Here is a 20866-nt window from a genome sequence, read left to right on the forward strand (position 1 = left end):
CTTTCTTCAGAAAGTAATTCATAAATCAACTTGCTTTGGAAACTAAACTCAAATTAACAGATTGAGATATAGAAATTTATTATTCCAAAAGGGATGCAACTCCCTGGTTTACAATTATTTAAAAAAACAAAAGGTGAGACTAAATATAGAATTTGTATAAACCTTATTTGGTCTCTTTTGATTGGATATTCATCACTCGATCCTCAAATTCATTATTGGGGACGGTAGATTGACTTTTAATCCGATTCTTGTAGGCGTAAATCGTATTGACTGAGTAACCCAAAATATTAGCCAATCGATCACTGTCAGTAATACCAATTCGAATTAAGGCAAAAATTCTAATTTCAGGGCTTAGGATTTGACCCTTCTCAGGATGGAATTGTTTGTCTTCTTCAAAGAGCGAATTGAACCTATTGATGAAATTAGGGAAAATCTTCACAAAGGCTTCATCAAAGTTATTGAACAGTTCTTCATGTTCCTTTTTAAGATCAAGCTTCTTTAGCACATACCTGATATCGTCGTACTTTTTGTCGAGCAACTTAGATTCTATACTTTTCTTTAGATCAGACATCTTGTTCAGGTTTCTGGCATTAGAATCGAAATAGAAACCCAAATATTCATCTTTGATTTTACTGGTTTCAGAAAGCAAGGTATTGGCTTCACGTAACTGATCGTTGTTCTGTTTAATAATCAAATCCTTCTTAGACAACCTGCTCTTTTGTAAGATGGTAATCATGGCAAAGGCTACAGTCAGCACGACCAAAATCGAAAGGCCAATGGAATAGATCAACAGCTTTCGTCTTTGGCTATCCACATTATTCAACTTAGCTGCCGAAATGATGGGCAGAATATTACCTACCTGACTCATGCGCTGAATGGCGCCATAGTATCTGGCGTCACTCATCGATTCATTGATGTACAAATAGGCTTGCTCAATATCGCCAGTCTCATACATGAGTTGAGCCAAACTAGTAAGGGCTGAGGTTTCTTTGATGGCACTTTGAATATCAGACACGCAAGCTGAGGCTAGCAAATTGACCGCTCTGCTGGTATCTCCCAGTTTCAAATGCAAATAACTCAGTGTAGAAGCCGTGATCGCATATTCGTGACTGGAAATTTTCTTATCTGCATTGAGCAACTTGTTGAGATACTGAATGGCCTCATCCGTTTTCTCCACGCGGAGATTACGCAAACCATTGAGATATAAATAATGATATGCATCTGGATCTGCCAGACTGATGGCAAAGTCCACAAAACTATTCGCATTCTTCACGTACAGTTCTGAATAATAATTATCTTGATTATAATCACTATTGTCATACAAAGCTCTAGCCATCAAGGCATAGAATTCCACTTTAGTGGAATCTGGCAGTTCTTTTACAATTACTGTATTGAGTGTATCAAAAGCCTCCTTGAACATCCCAGCAGAAAGTAAAGTAAAACCCAAATTGGTCTTGGAATAACCAACTAGCGCCTTGTCATTCATCTCATAGCCCAGTTCTATGAGTCTATTGCTGTAAAAGAATGCAGAATCAAAAATGAAGCTTTTATACTGCTGATACAGGGCATTATTGAGATCAAACTTGACTTGAGCTGCGGCTCCTTGGTTGGCTATTAAACGGCGTCTGAGACTTGAAATTACCTGCTGCTTCTCCCTGACATACCTTTCCTTTTCCAGAATAGCATTTTTCAGCTCTTGATTCGGGTAGGTCTGAGCAGAAGCTCCCCCACCAATCAACTGGATAACAACACAAACCAGACTTAGTACAAAGGCTCTCAATAATTCTGCTTTCAAGTTTTTACAATCTGTAATTTATCTGAATTCTTGAAAGCGCACGTAATTGAACTAGATAAAAATTGATCTCTCCAACGCTCAATTATAGCAGCTCATTATTTGACTATGGTTTCTTCAATCCATCTATCAATTTTGTCTTCCAACACCACCAAAGGCAAACTCCCTGAACCTAAGACCTGATTGTGAAAAGCTTTGATATCAAACTGATCACCCATGGCTTCCTCTGCTCTGATCCTCAATTCCCGAATTTTCAATTGGCCAATTTTGTATGACAAAGCTTGACCAGGTGCCACCATATAACGCTCTATTTCAGATATGATTGATGTTTCGGAGGCCGCTTCATTTTCTAAGGAGTATTGAATAGCTTCTTCTCTGCTCCACCCCTTGGCATGCATACCTGCATCTACCACCAGTCGGATCGCACGATGAATCTCCATACTCAACATACCAAAATACTGATAAGGGTCCGTATATAAGCCAAGCTCCTTACCTAAGGACTCGGTATAAAGTGCCCAACCTTCTACGTATACACCCATCCCCTCCGTATGTAGAAACCCAGGTAGGCTTTCATTCTCCTGCTGTAATGATAGCTGATAGTGATGACCAGGGATGGCCTCATGCAAGAACAAGGCTTCATCTGAGTATTTATTGTACTTGGTGACGTCTGGAATCGGCACATAAAAGATGCCCGGACGTGAACCGTCCTTTGAACCTGCATTGTACTCAGCACTAGCTGATGCCTCTCTGAAGGCCTGCGTTCTTCTTACCTCAAAAGGTGACTTTGGTGTCAAATCAAACAGCTTGCTCAAATTTTCCTTCATGCGCTCGTGGATTGCATTGAAATTATCTATGACCTGCTGTGGTTCTGTAAATGGCATTTGCTCTTTGCTGGTACGCACATGATCGAAAAAAGCTTTCAGGTCTCCTTCGAATCCAATTTCTTCTTTCACCTTCTCCATCTCGCTTTGAATGCGAGCCACTTCTCTTTTACCCAATTCGAATATCTGATCAGGTGTCATATTGGTGGAAGTGTGATACTTTACTAAGTACTGATAAGTAGCAGGTCCATTAGGTAGTGCACCAATACCAGCCGTCTCCGTTCCTGCCTTGAAGTATGCTTGATTCAAAAAGGTGTCTAACGACTGATAGGCAGGGATCAGTTCATTTGCGATTAGATCCTGAAAATTCGATGCTATACGAGCACGTTCTTCAGCCGAAATACTATCTGGCATATTTCTGACAGCAGCATAAAATACATGATTTTCTACATCAGGGTTGGTAAACTGATCCATCTGACCAATTACCTTCTTGATGATAGCTTTTGGCAATACCACTCCTTGCGTCATGCCTTCTTTCATGTTGGTCTGTGCTGTTTCCAGCCAAAGGACAAATGCTTGTATGCGCTTATACCAATTATCATAATCCTCAGCCGTATTGAATGGCTGTGCTCCCCCTACATCTGCAAATGTGGTAAAGTAGAGATGAAAGGAAAAGATCTGATTGATGGGAAGCCAATTGATATTGGGCAAATCAAAAACAGGTGAGGCTACTGAGGCCATAGGGTTTTCCAATCCTTCTTTTTTGATCATACAATCCCACTGCATCACCTGAATACTCATCCGATCTGCTTCTGACAATGTATTGAGGTTTATGGCAGCAATCGCTTCCAGAAATGTGTTGTAATCAACAATCATGTCTGCTTGGACTTCAGCTGAGAGATAGTTGACCAATTGATCATTATAGCCTTCTAATCCAGCATTGGTGCCTTCTATGGGGTTGATCTTCAATTTGAATTGATGGTAGGCATCAAACAAACTATCTATTGATACAAGCTCAATGGGAGTGTTTGATGAAGGTTCTTTGGTTTGGCAACCTGAAATATAGATGATGGAATGGGCTAAGATGGCTAACGCTAATTTTCTCATGGTTATCATTTTGGCATGTAATTTTGAGTTCAAAGGATAAACTGCCAAGATAGATATTCTGATTGGTGATACATTGTACCCATTCAAAAGAAATAGCAAAACAGGGAAATCAGACCTCTTGGCTACTCGTCTCCCTTCTTTTTCCCTTTTTTAAAACTAAACCCAAATCGTACATTCCATGGACTTCCATACAATGGATTGCTTTTGTACATGAAGTTGTAGAGCAAGGAAATTTGGGCCTGTACGTTGGCCCCCAGATTAAACCTTCTCTCTATGCCAGCCAGCAAGCTGTTGTTCCACTGGACTTCTTTATGATCTGTAGGGTTGGTAGACTTGGCAGCTAGGGACTCAAATTCTACATGTGCATAAAAATCCCTGAGCAAAAAGTATTCTGTAAATATCCGATAGCCATAAATCTTCTGATCCTGTGCTGAGCCCAGAATATCCTCAATCTCACCATTGACGCGATAGTTGCCACCAACACCCACATCCCATTTCTTGTTGATGCGGTAGGAAAGTTCAGGGTTCAGGTCTATGGAGGTCTGTCGATCAATGTGTATTTGAAAAGTACCTCCAAAAACCAGCCGCTCCCAGAAACTATCTCCTTCTAGTGAGTTTCGTTTGGTAGCTGTAGACAGGTCATTGGCATTGACCACTTTGGAGTATTTTTCTTTCAACTCACTGTTTTGTGCCATTGCCTTGGCCAGCACTTCCTCCTTGCCCTCAAAATAGTTGACCCCTTTTACTTTGGACTGATTCACGTTCATGGCTTCATCTGCCAGGTCTTTATAATCCAGTATTTTTTGCAACTCAGGGTTGTTCGTGGGAAAATTAATCTTTTGCTGAGCTGTAGCTTCTTTTGCCGCACGGTCTTCCAGATCCTGACCATACTTCTCTGATAGCTCCTGCTTCTTTAGGATGAGCAGATACTCTCTCTTTTCTTTGTCCTCTTCATGGGCCTTCAGACTGTCCTGATAAGTTTTGAGTTCCTTATGATAGCCTGTGATTTTTTGATCCAACGCGCTGTATTTCTCATAGTAGTAGTTACCCTCCAGACGTTTTTTGGAATAGCCCAGCAACTCCTTCTTTTTTTGTGCTTCTACCGAGTCCCAGGCAGCTATCTCTTCCTGGCTATACCACTCATTAGTGAAGATGTAATGCTGCTTTTGTAGCCGTCTTTCCCTGTTGGTGCTGTCCTTCCAGTCTTCCTTTCTCAACGCATCCAGACTGTCCCGCTTGGCTTTATATTTCTTGCGCTGGGCTTTCAAGAATGCCTTGTTGTCTTTGGTGATGCGATCTAGTTCTCGCTTATTCTTGTCTACTTCGCCAATGGTATTGCCGCGGGTGTTTTCGAATAGTTTTATATCAAACTGCTGTGCTTGTATGCTGCATGATACAAACACCAACAATAAACTCAAGATGTAATTCTGGATTTTCACTATTGATCTTTAGATCCACAAAATTGTGGTAATTCTTCCTATATAGTCTTCTAAAACTGAAAAAGGTCAACCTAAAAATTCGTATTTTTTTTAAAAACACAGAAATATCCCAAATCCAAGTAGTAGACCAAATGATACAAAAGGTGTAGATGCAAACTACACCTAGTACCTTCTTTTTTACTTCATTCTACACCCAGTGGGGATTTCAAACACCTTACTTTAGGGCATTACAAATGCCTCTTAAGGTTGCAGTCGCATTAAAAAATGCGACCGAGCGGGCCGAGCGGGATCAGGGACGTAAAAACCAAAGCTGCCTACTCATAAAAAATCCCTCACATCTGCTGACATGAGGGATTTCTAAAGTTTTACTTCTTATTCATAGTGTAAAAAACATCTATGAGTGATCTTCAATAACTAATGTCTTTGATAATTTATCATGCCAACCAATTGGCCTGTCTTTAAAATAAGATATTATTTCAATAATAATAAATCGTGACACTGATCTCATTACTATCTGTTCAAGAGAAGGTTTGCTCCCATCTATATTCACAACCTTAGTTTTGGTGAAACGCTTACCAAGAGTCTTGTTAAAAAAATGTTCTGCGATAACATAATAAAGCATATAGATAGATAAAAAAGGAAAACTATTACTTGTCTCATAAATTATTCCCTTTTCCTTGATCCAAAATGATACTATGATACCACCAATGAGTAAAAAAAGAACTAGTATAAATTGAACTGCAAATAGGTCAATTACAAAATTGATTACTCTTTTTTCCTTGCTGGCTATTTTAAATCTTTCACTCATAATCATTCAAAAAGGTTCATCAAACTATTAATAATCATCATTGCAGGACCTGGCGGAGACTGACCCGTTCTTGTTTTAGCCGCTTCCTGAGCTCCTTTCGCAGTTTGCACAGCTGATCCAACCGCATTCACATTCCCTTTAACATTGACTCCTAGAACAGTTACATCAAACGCTACCTCAAAATCGGATGCATCCAGAGCACTATTTCCTCCTTTCAAGGTTACTTTTCCCTCTTGAGGTATTGCAGAGCCTGATGCTTCAATTCCAGCTCCACTATTACTAGCTTCCAATTTTCCAGCTCCTATCTTTCCATCCATTGCTACTCCATTATCTCCAGAATATTCTATTGATCCTTGCGCTGCGCTACCAGAAGCTGCAAATTCACCTACTTTAGGGATATCAGCTCCAAGCTCAATGTTTCCAACATCAGCCGTACCTTTAGCCGTGCCACCATCTTTAGTACTAACCTCTCCTACAAACTTTACAATATTTGCCTCTGCTTTTACGGTAACTGGCCCCGCCTTCATCTTAGCTCCAACTCCAATTTTGGGTTTTAATGATACATCAAGCGATCCTGCATCTGGTATTTTTTCATTTTTATCCTGATCCCCAGTAGTCGGCAACATCCCATCCGGATCAATAAACATAATTGGGTTATCAAAAGCATAATTGTAGGGGCTATGCCGTCTCATTAAATCAGCAGCAGGATCTACACTGTGCCATCTGCCTAATGCTGGGTCATACCATCTGGCTTGATAGTCGTACCAACCCAAACCAAGATCAGACACTAGTTCTTTGTTATTATACCTGAAATTTTGTGGTGTGGAAGCTGCTCTTGAGTAGCTACCGAACGTCAACCCAAAAGGATAGTAATCATCCTTGCTGACAATTGGGGTATGGTTTTGCGTCACAGTAAAATCGTCAAAGAACACGTCTATGGGGGTATCCTCCTCATTCGACAGGTAAATATAGACATATCCTGATTCAGTAATATCGAGGGTGTGCGCTAGCTTTTCATGGTCTACTTCTGAGCCATTTTCTTTGGCTGCTTCGCTGATCTGCTGGTATCCGGTCAAGTCTCCTATGAGATTGTAATACTCATCAAAAACCAGGTAGTTCAAATAAGCTTTTGGTGCGCCTGATGGATTGGACTTGCCACTCCAGTCTGCAAATGGATTAGCATCTAGTCCTATGCCTCCGCCATCTATCACAATACCTCCTGCATTGGCTGCTATATTGGATACCAGTGTATTGAGCACATTGGTCCAGCCTGCGGATTCGGATTGGAGAAAGTACTTGGCATATACTTCCATGTCGATCACATCTCCTGGTTTCACTTTCAGGGATTTGCCCAAGCCTTCTCTTTCATTGGCTGAGCCATTGAGCCTGATGACAGTATGTCCTCCTTCAGTATGATTGAATAGGTCTGCTGTGATCCGGGTCATGCCGTCGTAGCCTGTGAAATAGGGAGATTCGTTGATGGCCGCATCCGGTTCGAAGGTGGCCTCCGCCCTATCAGTATCTCCTTCTTCTTTGAAGGTGGCCCTTACATTGCCCAAATGATCTTTGAGATGGTATTGGTATTCGTACTCGACGAAGTTGCCGTCTACGTCTGTTTCATACACGATCCTGCCTTCTTCATGCTGGATGAACTGAAGGGTGTCGTTTTGATAAATAAACGGGCCATTGTAGTCTGTGCGTTTGGTTTGGGTGCCTCCTTCGTAGACGATCTGTGCCAGTTTGGTGCCTGCTGCGTCGTAAATGTATTCGATACGGTCTGATCCATCAGCATTCATTTCTACTTTTGCTGGGAGATTCAGGTGGTTGTATTCGATGTTCTCGATGCCTTTGTTGGCGTCTGAGATCATGTTGCCATTGGCATCATATTCGTATTCTCTAGTGGCATCTGCTCCATCTTTGAAGCCAAAATCGCTTGACCCTGCATCGTCTACTTTGATGAGTTGGTTACCGCTATAGTCGTAGTCCAGGTGATCCCAGTCTGTGGTGATCCCGGTCTCATCGAGTCCTTTCCTTTGTAGGGCCAGGATGTTGCCATTGGCGTCATAGTCTATGTTGGGCACGGAGAAGGCGCCACTGTTGTAGGTGGCGGACTTGAGCCTGTTCACGGGGTCATAGGTATAATCATATTGATTATTGGTCTCCTCGAAGGGGTTCTTCCAGGCCGTAGCTCCTATGTTGCCATTGTACTGGCCGGCGGTCTCATAGCTCAGGCTCATAGAAAAATAATCGCCTGGGTCGCTGACCCCGGGGTCGTTGATCTGGGTCAGCCAGCCTCGGATGTTGTACTCGTAGTCTACTTCCTGGCTATAGCTCCCATCGTCTTCCTGGTTGAGCTTCTTTTTGATCAGTTCGCCCAGTTCGTTGTATTCGTTTTCTAATATGACCTTGGTCACAGGTGCAAAGCTTACTTCTGAGGTCACATCCAGGGTCTGAGTGACCGACAGGAGGCGATCTGCATGGTCGTAGTCAAAGTCCTGGGTGATCTCTGTGGTCTCCCCTGTGATCTGGCTCTCGTGGGTATGGATGGTCTTCACTACCAGTGGGTGCACCAAACTGTAGTATTCATTCACGAAAGTGTCTTGATTGCCCAAATAGTCTCGTGAGACTGTACTGGCTACTCTGTAGCGGCTGTCGTAGAGGGTCACGGACTCGTTCCAACCAAAGGTGCCATCTGGAAGGTCTACCCTTACTTTTCCTCCGGTTGCATAGGTTTTGGCTTGGGGCTCTGAGCTATAGTCTCCCAATTCCCAATCACTTGTCGTAAAGTCATAATTGTCATAATAGGTGATGGTCAGATACTGGTCCGGGTCACTTACTTTGGGAAATGACTGATTGGTGTATTGGTGGATGCTGCCTGTAGCTTGTTCGAAATACTCATCAGTATTAGAGGCTGAGGCTGTATAAAAGTCGTTGACACGGGCCTGCATTTGTTCACGGGTCAGTGACTCTGGATCGGGGTAAGTACCTGTGAGCACCGGACGGTTCAACTGATCGTATTTGGTAAAACTCCACTCTGGCGTGGCTTTGTCCCTCTGGTTGCCGTCTTGGGTCATCACTAGGCGGTCGCGTTGGTCGTAGACCATATAGACCCACTCGGCTCCTGGTACTCGCTTCATTGTCATTCGCTGCTGATCATCATAGAGGTATTTAAAAATCAATTTATCAAAATCCAATTCTCTTTTTTGAGAGGCAATATCAGCTAAATATTTACTTCCCTCGCAGCTAGTGCTTTTGTTATAAATAGCAACCCAATAATCCTCTGCTGTAGAATTGATCGAAATTGAATTGCCTTCAGCAAGCCATACTTGGTCAATGTCATTATTATACCAATGATACTCCTCCTCTGTAGTAGCACCACTTGCGGTTAAGCTGTATTGTTCAACTGCAGTTTCTGCGAGCTTGACCGTTGGTTTTTGACCAGGAATAGGATTGACTATGGCCTCTACCTCAGTAGTAGGACCAGCACAGCCTTCTTCATTCACAAACGCAACATAATATGATCTGCTTTGCTCCAATGCAGGGGTAGTATATATCTTTTGCGTTCCTAAAGGAAACCTTTCAAATGTCTGGCTCGTATCATACCATCCATAGGTCAGATTTTCTGGCGGCTCATTGCTTTCTAGCACCACTGAGCCTGTGCCACATCTTGCTTCATCAGAAGATATGGGCATGACTAATGGTTTTGGATTGATGATGGCAACTGATTCAGTTCTCAAACTTGAGCATCCACTACCATATTCGGTAGATCTTGAAACATAGTAAGAAGTGGTTTCCGCAAGTATAGGAGTGGTAAAGTTTTTTCCCGTGCCTACCACATTTCCACCTACGGGCGCATCAAACCAAGTATACTCGTAAAATATGCCCTCTTCAGCTACGTCTTTCACAATCAATGATACTGCTCCTTCTCCACAGGATGCAATACCAGACGCTCGTGTAGGTGGTTCAAGTGCAGTCAAAGCAGCTGTTGTTGGATTTCCGTTCATTTCCAAGCTACAATCATTTTTGATGGCTGTGACAGCATAGGTACCTTCGGTAAAAAGACCAGTCCAGCTAATCGAACTGCCCGTACCAGGTTCTTCACTCCCAACATTGAATCCATCTCTAGTTAATTGATATTTAACGGCACTAGATTGTGAATGATCTAGCGTAATAGTTGCTCCATTTCCATGTGGACAGAAATTGCCTCCACCAGATACATTGTACCTCTCAGGAGTATCTACCTCTATCACAGCCTCTCCTTGCATATCTATGGTACAGTGATCATCATTGTTAAAAATTTTAGACGCTTTCACAGTGTAAGTTCCTTCTACTGTAATATTTTCCCATAAAATTCGAGTCCCGTCTCCTTCTATTGAAGCATATCCTGCATACTCGCCATTTCTTTTCAGGTTATAAATAGTACCTACTTCCGTTTTATTTAAACTAACGGACAGGCCATCCCCTTCACAATAGCTCCCGCTACCAGAAACAATGAACGATGTTGGCGAAACGTCTTCGACATCCTGTGGTTCAAGCATATTTACGCTACAGCCACCTCTGATGGCTACAGCCCTATATCTTCCAGTTATCTGATCTCCAAAACTCAGCTCATTACCAGTACCTTGCTTGGTACTTATTAATTCATTTATGTTTCTTATGAGTTGATAGCTCACGTCACTTTCCGAGTTACTCAATTTTATCTCTTGGCCAGCTTGTCTATCTCCACAAAAGACTCCTCCGCCAGTTAGTTCATATTGATTTGGCTCGAATTTCGTGACCGATTTTTTTTCAGACCAAATAGATGGACATCCAGATTTATTGGCTTCCACAGTATAAATACCCAATTTCGAGTATAAGCCAAAGCTTATGGCATGCCCGTCTCCTGAAACAGTGCTCCCTTCATTCAATCCATTTCTTTTCAATTGGTATATGACCCCAGGTTCGCTATCCACAATTCCGATTGGAACACCACCGGGACTTTCACAAATATCACCTCCCCCCGTCAGGTTAAAGACTATTGGCAAAGATTTGATAGTCACTGTTTTGCTATCTGGCAATGTTATGGAACAAGACGCTTTTGTAGCTACTACCTGATAAGTACCCTCATTAATAGTACCAAAACTGATACTTGTCCCGGTTCCAGGAACATTAACTCCTAAAGTTGAACCATCATTTTTAACCAATGTATAAGTCACACCTGATTCACTATCTTCAAGGCCGATAGGAACACCATTATCTCCACTGCAATAACTTCCTCCTCCAGTCATTGCATAAACTATCGGGAGTTGATTTACAGTGACTGTTTTGCTTCCTGCCATTGTTCGTTGGCAGCCAGATTTCGAGGCCACTACTGTATATGTACCAACAGTAGTTTTATTCCCAAAACTGATGGCACTACCAGTACCAGAAACTGCACTTCCAACATTCGTACTTCCTCTCTTCAATTGGTAGGTAACTCCCGATTGAGAATCACTCAAACCTATGGATACACCAGAGCTCCCACTGCAATAGCTTCCGCCACCTGTTACGCTATAGGAAGTTGGTTTAGATTTAACAGTGACCGTAACGCTACCATTCATTTCTTCGGTGCAGGAATCGTCTCCATTAAATATTTGTATACCGAATACCGTGTAAGTACCTGCCTCAGTCACATTGTTCCAAGTCAGTGTTCCTCCTGTACCACTGAGGTTGCCATAGCCAGCATGTGCCCCATTCTTTCTAAGACTATAATTGGTTCCAACCTCAGAAGAAGATAAAGAAATTGATTTACCGCTTCCTCCACTGCAATAACTTCCACCACCACTAACATCAAAAACCGTGGGCGAGATATCTGAGATTGTAATTTTACCAGGTAATGCCGAAGTACAAGATGACTTACTTACCTGGACGGTATAAAAGCCTTCTACGCTTTGATTTCCAAAACTAATTGGACTGCCATTGCCAGATACAGGGCTGCCCACATTTGTACTGCCTCTGATCAGTTGATAGCTGGCTCCGGATTCACTACCACTAAGTCCAACGGGCACACCGCTACCAGAACAGACATCGCCTCCTCCAGTTAAATCAAATATAAGGGGAGTATTAACTATAGTTATTGTTTTACGGCCTGACATCGTTCTTGTACAACCAGATTTAGTCGCCACTACCGTATAGGAGCCTGCGGTAGTTTGATTGCCAAAACTGATGGCACTGCCAGTACCAGAAACTGCACTTCCAACATTCGTACTTCCTCGCTTCAATTGGTAGGTAACTCCCGATTGGGAATCACTCAAACCTATGGATACACCAGAGCCCCCACTACAGTAGCTTCCGCCACCTGTGACACTGTATAAAGTAGGTAAAGATTTGACAGTGACGCTTTTGCTCCCTGACATCGTTCGTGTACAACCAGATTTAGTCGCCACTACCGTATAGGTACCAGCAGTCGTTTGATTGCCAAAACTGATGGCATTGCCTGTCCCTGATTTGGCACTGCCTACATTTGTACTCCCTCTCTTCAATTGGTAGGTAACTCCCGATTGAGAATCACTCAAACCTATGGATACACCAGAGCTCCCACTGCAATAGCTTCCGCCACCTGTTACGCTATAGGAAGTTGGTTTAGATTTAACAGTGATCGTAACGCTACCATTCATTTCTTCGGTGCAGATATCGTCTCCATTAAATATTTGTATACCGAATACCGTGTAAGTACCTGCCTCAGTCACATTGTTCCAAGTCAGTGTTCCTCCTGTACCACTGAGGTTGCCATAGCCAGCATGTGCCCCATTCTTTCTAAGACTATAATTGGTTCCAACCTCAGAAGAAGATAAAGAAATTGATTTACCGCTTCCCCCACTGCAATAACTTCCTCCTCCCGATACTGAATAAGTTCTAAATGAACATGGGCCAATCGGTTTTATAACGAGCTGAGAAAGACCAACATTAGAAAAGAGCAGTAAGCAGCTTAACAAAAAAATGTTTCTATTTAATCTATTCATTTTGGTTTTAGTTTAAGGTTGGTAATAGAATTACTTCAGATGTGTCAAATCGAAAAACAACAACCTTAAGCAATGGATAAAAAAAATTATCTATACGAGATAATCCAATAGTAGTAGAACCGCCTGAACAAAAACTACCTCCACCTGTAGGACAAAGGGCTATAGCATTCTCTGCCTTTATCTGATACAAGCTTATCAAGAACCCTATTAAGGTCAAAAGCAATTTGATTTTGTTAGTCATGGTATTGGTTACTTTAGGATGAATGATTTCATATTCATCGAGTGATTTTTTGAATTGACTCATGCTGTTGAAATTGAAGAAGAAATGTTCTCTTAGAGCTTCGATGCTTTTGGTGGTATAACAAACCGTAGATTACCCAGATCGTCATAGACATAGTAAGTGTTGAGCCAACTCGCGGATTCACCTGTTTCGTGAGCTTGGACTCTTTTGAGAATAGTACGGCCTTGTTTATCTACAAACTCTTGTACCTCATGTGCTTGTTCATCGGAGGTCACGTTTTTATACAGTTCACCAGCTGCATAGTACTGACGAATCTGGTCTTGATGATCAATGGGTTTATTCTCAGCGCTAATTTGCCAAAATATGACTTCATCCTCAGCATTGGTGGTATAGTCATAATTGACCGTAGCTCCCTCATCATTCCATGATTTTCCTGGACCTGTTTGATCCACCGTTCGGTTTAGCGGCGAATCATCAAATGTCGTTTCGCTAAAAGGTCTTTCGTCATTGGCTATACCATCATTAGCAGCTGAATAAAAGTCCAATAATTCCATTTCGGCAAATGAGCTACCTGAGGAAACATAAGGTAAATACTGAACAGACTCGCGTCCGAATTTGTCATAAATCTTTGGCTGCAAAATATTCTTTTGAGTAGAAGAGGCTTGATTTTGTACCTGCAATTTCAGCCTTCCGAAACCATCATAATAATTATATGTTTTAGAAACGTCTTGAACGCTACTTAACTTGACAATAGCATCCATTTCTTTTCTAGCCGTGTAATCATACACGTAATTACTTAATAGAGAATAATTGTAGTCATAGCGTTTTACCACATTATTATCATTGTCTATAATATATTTTAGGCGATTAAGCTCATCATACTCGTATCGAGTGGTTAAACCGTCAGGATTAGTCTGGCTCGTTATGCCTATGCCAGGTTTGGATGTGTATGAAGTAATTAAAGCGTCAGCTAATGCCGGCTGGTCTCTGAATGAATATTCATCTGAAAATGAATCAATTACTTCAGCCAATGATACATTTACAATCTTCTCCTTTAAATATTGACCATAATTGTCCCATACATAAGATGTAGTGATTCCATTCTTATCTTCTATTTCTATTGGGTTCGCCCTGGCATCATAGTCGTTTACTGTTACCTGAAGCTTTGGTATGTTGCCTTGGAATGATGTGGATTTGGATTGCAAGAGAGCTAATTTGTTAGTTGATCCAAATCTATCTAACTCCCACATTTTGAATAAATTGATTGTTCGACTCAACTCCATCGATCCTTTAGAAAATTTAACCTCTATGGGTTTTGATTTAATATTACTCAAATTCATAAATTCAATAGCTGCTTGATATGGATCGGTAGTATATAGTGAATTGTATTTTGACTCAATTAAATCATCGAAATTGTCTAGCATGTTTTTATATTCACTAATTGCCGCTTTGGCACAAGTCTCATAAGTGGCTCTTGAATCCGTGTTCAAATGACAGGCCTTAAGCGCATCAGTATATTCATTCAAATAAATGTATGTATCACCATCACATAATGTCCTATCAAAAGGGTATATGTACTCCGTGATAAGTTCATTGCCTTGTGAGTCATTTGTAATTTGCTTTGTGGGATTGGTATGCATATTATTAGTATATTCATATGATACCATGTTTGAAAATTGGCCAGAAGATGTAAAATCAATGGTCTGCTTGGATTTTAGTCTCCACCAACTGTTAGCAAGAATAAAATTTGCATAGTAGAAATCAAATTCATAATCCCTATCACCACCAACGGTTTCCACAAGTTTTTTTACCCGAAAACCTTGGGCAAAACCCATGCCTTGAGGATCATAAATATATTTTTCCTGTCTTTTTAAAACATTAAAATTATCATAGTAACTCTGTTCCTTAACCTTCGATCTAAATGCGTTTTGACTGACCTGTATTGTTAAATCAGTCCCTGAGTCAATATTTTTAAAAAATACAGTCTCTATTTTTCCAATATTTGTTGTTTTAGTTCCTAAATATTCCACGACCATCTCATAGGCCACGGGCAAGGATGAAGGCCCTAACCCACCAGCCGGGCTTGGCCCAATGGTAACTACATACTCTGGCTCTCTTCCTCCTGATATGGAGCCCGTACCCTCTTCGCCATTTGTTTCTTCATCCACTTTAGGATACACATAAGTCATAACCTGAGCGTAATTGGGGTCGTGCCAAACTTTGTACCCGCCATATCCATAGTCAAATGTTCTTGTCTGAATGATATTCGTCTGAGGATCTTCATTCTCAATTTTACTTAATCGTAAACCACCGATCGGGCGGGAAATAATTTCATCTAAACCAGCATAGTCCGTTTCTTCCAACTGGAGGTTTACCGAAGCTGTTGCATCATCGCCATATATGCACAATTCGAATGAATATCCCTTATTAGTATCTTCCAAAACAAAATAATCCTCTCCGCTTTCAGTCAAACTTTTTTGATAGATGGGTTGAGAGGAAGTGGAGCTCCTTATTTTAAAAACGGGATACTTTCCGCAATCAGGAAGACCTAATGAACCACTAAAAAAGGTATCATAGCTGAAAATAATCTTATAACCGTTTGTACTTTTCAATTGAGAAGCACTAACCAACCAATCAGATGGTTCGCATACAACATTACTTTCGCTACACGAAGCAACACCAGTGGCACTAATCGATGTACTACCAATAATTTCTATTACATCATCTACTTTTTTGGTATCTTGAACCGTATTTTCCTCATAACTAAAAGTAGAGGACCCACTGGTAGGATAGGTGATAGTTTTTAGCATCCCCAATTTAGCACTTGCGGCCCATGGCTCACGATTAGCACCATCACATATCAAATTTTGCCCGGCATAATTAAGAACATCTGGAACTAAAGACTTATTTTTTGTTCCGTTCAAGTTGTAAAAACCCCAATGGTCTTGATCATAGCTATGTCGAGGAGGAAAATAGCTATTCGGTTTTGGCTCATAATATTCAAATGAATGAAGCCTAGTGCTTGTACCACTCCCTTCAATCAATGACAATAATTTGAGTCTTTTATCGCCACCTGTACTTGAAGAAGTAAAATAATTGTAATTGAAAGCAAACTTCTTGCTATTACCCTGAATAGTTGTCCATTCAATTTGATCTAGTTTTTTATTTCTTATACTCCCATCTGTCTCCTCTTCTGATAGACTGTTATAAAATTTAATCTTTTGGCTACCAATATTTATTTCAGATAGAAATTTTAAATTTTCATGTATGACACGCTGATAGGTCATTTTCGGTTCCCCTTGAACTCTATAAATGGTTGTTTGAGGATCTTCATGACTTCTTACATATGTGAATGTTTTTGTCCAATCCTCATAGGTAAATGACGAGGGTGAATCGTATAGAAAAGATGCCGTTGTTCCTGTTATTGGATTATAAATTGTACTTAGATGCCAAGAAGAAATATACTTTTGCTCCCAGCCCATTTTAGTCCGAACCCTTGTGGTTTCGTATTCATCGAACTCATAGATCAAACCATTCTCATCTACCACTGTCCATCCTAAAATAACTTCATATGTTGTTATAACAGAATCTATGCCATATTTAGGTTTAATTTTAAGTCCTTCATAGTCTACAATATGTGCGTAGCCCTCATTTCCCAAGAAAAATGACCCGCAGTGTCCGGTGAAATTGTAAGAAAAATTATCTGGTATAAAATCCTTATTACCAGAAGATAACTGATTTAAATAATCGTAAAGGTTATTTTTTTCACTTAAAGGTGAATTTGTGGATTCAAGAACATTCCTAATTTTAGGATCATTTGGTATTTCTTTAGCATTGTGCAAAAAACCACCATGCATGTCATCGCAGCGTCCGCGCATAGTCCTAGAAATTACGCCTCCTCCATTCAATACCCATCCCAATCCTACCCAAGATGGCCGTTCGTCCACTCTTAATCCAGCTGATTGATAAGAAAGAGAAATTGGTATCGAAACCCCTCCTTCTTCCACATTTAAAATAGGAACACTAACATTAGCCGAACCTGTATTTTTACCCACGCCAACCTCACCGTAGGTACCTAAGTGTGCAGCATTTGGAGAGCTAGGCACCTCAATTATCTCTTGTGTGTTTTCTGATTCCTGACCAAATGTCTCATTCCATACAAAGGGGGGAAACCAAACAAGAATTGAGATTAATATTATTTTCTTCATCGTATAATTGGATTGTTAATTCATAAATTTCCGTGTAAAGGAAGATCACACCCTATTTGTATAGGTTTTCTATTTTCCTTTTGTGAACTTCAAAACTCTTTGTTTCGCTCTAATACATAGAGTGTCAACTCCTCGATTTTTTGTTCAAGCTTGATTTGCACCTGAACGATATCCGCGCTTTTCGCTATAACAGCTTCTTTTACTCCAGATATTTTAGAATCCACCACGATTCGGGTATTGGTGGCTTGCTGGTATTCCAAGGCAGAAGTAGGTGACTCCTTGGCACTAGCTGAAAAAACAACAAAGAAATACAACAGTATAGCCATGCCATGCTTTATCAAGTTAATAGACATCATCTAATCATTTAGACAAGCTTATGCCCTTTTTCATGTTGTTTGATACAAGTGCGGAAAGCTGGTCGCAGTTAAAAAAAATACGGAATTGGCTTTTGAGACTTCAAATAGCCTTGGTTGTCATAGGTCAGTCGAACGGTTTAAATCATATCAAAATTCATTTCAAACTAGGTCAGGTTTTTGAAAATGAATTTTTCTCGTGTGCTGGTGCAAGTTTAATTATAAAAGTCAATTTCTCAAAATATAGTTTTCGATCAACCTCTGCGCAACTTACGATTTAATAGCCTAGCTGTATCACTGAATCTCATTATTCATATTTATAAGGTCGCTTTCGTGTAACACGATTTCAGGACGGGACAAGCACTTAAATAAGAAAGGGTTGCTCAATGAGCAACCCTTATTTTTAGAGGTCCCGAGCGGATTCGAACCGCTGTACGAGCTTTTGCAGAGCTCTGCCTAGCCACTCGGCCACAGGACCATTTTTTGGAGACACAAAATTAGAATTAATTACATCCCCTGCAAACAATTTGGTATTTCTATTCGCTAAAAAAATGCTTTTTTCTTAACGCTAGGCACAAAAAAAAGGTACACCAAAGTGTACCTTTTTCAATTATATGTTTATAATTAAGCTTCAGCTTCTTCAGAAGCATCATCTTTCTTATCCTCTTTTTTAGCAGTAGCTTTTTCCGCCTTTGGAGCAGCTTCCTTCTTAGGGGCAGCTTTCTTGGCAGCAGGCTTAGCTCCCGCTTCCATTTGCTCTTTCAATGCAGAAAGTGCAGCGATATCGCCCATTGTTGATTTCTCAGAATCAGCGTTCACTTTATCCACTCCTTTGCTCTTAGCCGCAGACTTCTTCTTAGGAGCTGGCGCTTTTTCAACCACCTCGTCAGAATATGTTGCTACGTGAGATAGCGTGATCTTCTTGTCGTCTTTAGAGAAGTCAACCACTACCATGTCTAAGCTATCACCAACAGCAGGTTTAGAACCGTCTTCCTTCTTCATGTTCTTAGTAGAAGCAAATCCTTCTAGACCATAAGGCAATTCAAGGATTGAACCTTTCTCTATGATGTTAGTCACCGTACACTTGTGAGAAGTTCCTCTAGCAAATACTGTTTCAAAAGTATCCCATGGATTTTCTTCCAACTGCTTGTGACCTAGTGCTAATCTTCTGTTGTCTACATCAAGCTCAAGTACTCTGACTTCTAGCTCTTCGTTTACATTGATGAATTCAGAAGGGTGTTTCACTTTCTTAGTCCAAGACAAATCAGATACGTGAACCAAACCGTCGATACCTTCTTCTAGCTCAATGAACAAGCCAAAGTTTGTCAAGTTTCTCACGATTCCTTTGTGATCTGTGCCTACTGCGTATTTAGTCAATACGTCCTGCTTAGTCCATGGATCTTCGGTCAATTGTTTGATACCTAGAGACATTTTTCTCTCATCTCTGTCGATAGTTAATACCACAGCTTCTAGTTCATCACCAATTTTGATGAAATCCTGAGGATTTCTTAGGTGCTGAGACCATGACATTTCTGATACGTGGATCAAACCTTCTACGCCAGGCTGAATTTCTAAGAACGCGCCATAATCAGCCACATTCACAATCTTACCTTTTACTTTAGATCCGATTTCAACAGTTTTGTCTAGTGAATCCCATGGGTGCTCAGACAATTGCTTCATACCCAAAGAAATTCTCTTCTTGTCGTCGTCAAAATCAAGAACAACCACATTTACTTTCTCATCCAGATTCAATACTTCCTCTGGGTGATTAACTCTACCCCATGAGATATCGGTAATGTGAAGCAGACCATCTACACCTCCAAGATCGATGAATACACCGAAATTGGTCATGTTTTTGATCACTCCCTCTAGTACCTGACCTTTTTCAAGGTTCTCAAGGATTTGAGCTTTTTGTTTTTCGAGATCTTTCTCAATCAAGATTTTGTGAGAAACAACCACGTTATCGTTAGTGTAGTTGATTTTCACAACTTTCACTTCCATTTTCTTATCTACAAATACATCAAAGTCTCTGATAGGCTTCACATCGATCTGAGAACCTGGCAAGAACGCCTCTATTCCATAGATGTCTACGATCAAACCACCTTTGGTTCTTCTCTTCACCATACCGTCGATCACCAAATCTTCGTCGGCAGACTTTTGGATTTTTTCCCATGCACCTACGATCTTGGCTTTCTTTCTAGAAAGAACCAACTGACCATTGTTGTCTTCTTGCTCTTCGATATATACTTCTACAGTATCTCCAGGCTTAAGATCAGGTGTATCTCTGAATTCAGAGGCAGATACCAAACCATCAGATTTGAATCCGATATTCAAGATCACGTCTCTTGAAGTCATGCTTACTACCACACCTTCCACTACCTGCTTTTCTTCGATAGTGTTTAGGCTATCGCCATACATCGCCTCAAGTTCTTCCTTCTGCTTTTTGTTGTATCCGTCTCCGAAGCCTTTTGGCTGAACATTGTCCCAGTCAAATTCTTCTTCCTCTTCTACAACAGCAACAGCTTTCGCAGGTGCTTTTGTTGTTTTCTTCTCAGCCTTAGGTGCTTCTTCTTTCACCTCTTCCACAGGAGCTGCAGTTTCTTCTACTACAGTTTCTTTTGCTACTTCAGTTGACTGATTTTCTAATTCTTCTTTGTTTTCCATTGTATTGTGAACCCATTAATTACAGCGTCATTCCGGGCTCGGGAGATGCGCCATTTTGTTTGTAATTATCCCGACCAGCAGGACCCATTCACTCGAATGGAGCGCAAAGATAGGTATTTTATTAATTTTTTTTAAAGCAAGAGTAATAAATATTACTACAACCTCAATTGCAGATTTATTGAATACTGTCATTGAGTTGAAAAAAAAGAATTATCTATATTCACAGTTTTAAACCAATGGAATTAACATTCAAATAAGAACAGCCAGTATGAGTAGTTTTATGATTGCAGTTTTAGTACTCTTTTCAACCGTATTTATTGCCAGAATAATAAACGAGCGAGCATTAAAAACCCTTGACCCTGAAAAAAAAAGCAACTTAATTGACCTGTTCTCCAACTTCAGAATTTATTCATTTGGAGGAATGATCGTTTTCCTAGGGATATACTATTATAT

The 20866-nt window shown here is 40.6% G+C and carries 9 protein-coding genes and 1 tRNA gene; all 10 read right to left on the reverse strand.

Annotated features, from left to right (window positions below; all coding sequences use genetic code 11):
* Nucleotides 1–163: 163 nt before the first annotated feature.
* The 10 genes from B9A58_RS17545 to rpsA all read right to left on the reverse strand — a co-directional run bounded on the left by B9A58_RS17545 (nucleotide 164) and on the right by rpsA (nucleotide 20413).
* Complete coding sequence (locus B9A58_RS17545) at nucleotides 164–1795, reverse strand: DUF6377 domain-containing protein (RefSeq protein ID WP_084374192.1); 1632 nt, start codon at nucleotides 1793–1795, stop codon at nucleotides 164–166.
* 95 nt (nucleotides 1796–1890) lie between these two features.
* The gene (locus B9A58_RS17550) at nucleotides 1891–3720 is read right to left on the reverse strand and encodes a DUF885 domain-containing protein (RefSeq protein ID WP_084374419.1); all 1830 of its coding nucleotides are present in this window, start codon (nucleotides 3718–3720) and stop codon (nucleotides 1891–1893) included.
* Between the two features lie 122 nt (nucleotides 3721–3842).
* Nucleotides 3843–5159 carry a hypothetical protein gene (locus B9A58_RS17555; RefSeq protein ID WP_084374193.1) on the reverse strand — a complete coding sequence of 439 codons (1317 nt, stop codon included), beginning with the start codon at nucleotides 5157–5159 and terminating at the stop codon, nucleotides 3843–3845.
* A gap of 394 nt (nucleotides 5160–5553) precedes the next feature.
* The gene (locus B9A58_RS17560) at nucleotides 5554–5967 is read right to left on the reverse strand and encodes an RDD family protein (RefSeq protein WP_176214832.1); all 414 of its coding nucleotides are present in this window, start codon (nucleotides 5965–5967) and stop codon (nucleotides 5554–5556) included.
* Nucleotides 5968–5969: 2 nt separating this feature from the next.
* Nucleotides 5970–12947 (reverse strand): Ig-like domain-containing protein, encoded by a 6978-nt coding sequence (locus B9A58_RS20560; protein ID WP_084374195.1) that lies wholly within the window; start codon nucleotides 12945–12947, stop codon nucleotides 5970–5972.
* 7 nt (nucleotides 12948–12954) lie between these two features.
* Nucleotides 12955–13251, reverse strand: a complete 297-nt coding sequence (locus B9A58_RS17570; protein WP_084374196.1) for a hypothetical protein — start codon at nucleotides 13249–13251, stop codon at nucleotides 12955–12957.
* A 29-nt stretch (nucleotides 13252–13280) separates the two neighbouring features.
* Nucleotides 13281–17396 (reverse strand): DUF6443 domain-containing protein, encoded by a 4116-nt coding sequence (locus B9A58_RS17575; RefSeq protein ID WP_084374197.1) that lies wholly within the window; start codon nucleotides 17394–17396, stop codon nucleotides 13281–13283.
* A gap of 89 nt (nucleotides 17397–17485) precedes the next feature.
* Nucleotides 17486–17752, reverse strand: coding sequence for a hypothetical protein (locus tag B9A58_RS17580; RefSeq protein ID WP_139793966.1), 267 nt, complete (start codon nucleotides 17750–17752; stop codon nucleotides 17486–17488).
* 404 nt (nucleotides 17753–18156) lie between these two features.
* Nucleotides 18157–18227: transfer RNA gene (locus tag B9A58_RS17590), tRNA-Cys, on the reverse strand.
* Between the two features lie 146 nt (nucleotides 18228–18373).
* Nucleotides 18374–20413 (reverse strand): 30S ribosomal protein S1, encoded by a 2040-nt coding sequence (rpsA, locus tag B9A58_RS17595; RefSeq protein ID WP_084374200.1) that lies wholly within the window; start codon nucleotides 20411–20413, stop codon nucleotides 18374–18376.
* Nucleotides 20414–20866 lie beyond the last annotated feature (453 nt).

Source organism: Reichenbachiella faecimaris (assembly GCF_900176375.1).
GTDB lineage: Bacteria > Bacteroidota > Bacteroidia > Cytophagales > Cyclobacteriaceae > Reichenbachiella > Reichenbachiella faecimaris.

What these genes read in the sequence shown, in the direction of transcription:
- B9A58_RS17575 (WP_084374197.1), bottom strand. Translation starts at nt 17,396, where the DNA reads ATGAAGAAAATAATATTAATCTCAATTCTTGTTTGGTTTCCCCCCTTT.
- B9A58_RS17560 (WP_176214832.1), bottom strand. Translation starts at nt 5,967, where the DNA reads ATGAGTGAAAGATTTAAAATAGCCAGCAAGGAAAAAAGAGTAATCAAT.
- B9A58_RS17550 (WP_084374419.1), bottom strand. Translation starts at nt 3,720, where the DNA reads ATGAGAAAATTAGCGTTAGCCATCTTAGCCCATTCCATCATCTATATT.
- B9A58_RS20560 (WP_084374195.1), bottom strand. Translation starts at nt 12,947, where the DNA reads ATGAATAGATTAAATAGAAACATTTTTTTGTTAAGCTGCTTACTGCTC.
- B9A58_RS17570 (WP_084374196.1), bottom strand. Translation starts at nt 13,251, where the DNA reads ATGAGTCAATTCAAAAAATCACTCGATGAATATGAAATCATTCATCCT.
- rpsA (WP_084374200.1), bottom strand. Translation starts at nt 20,413, where the DNA reads ATGGAAAACAAAGAAGAATTAGAAAATCAGTCAACTGAAGTAGCAAAA.
- B9A58_RS17580 (WP_139793966.1), bottom strand. Translation starts at nt 17,752, where the DNA reads ATGATGTCTATTAACTTGATAAAGCATGGCATGGCTATACTGTTGTAT.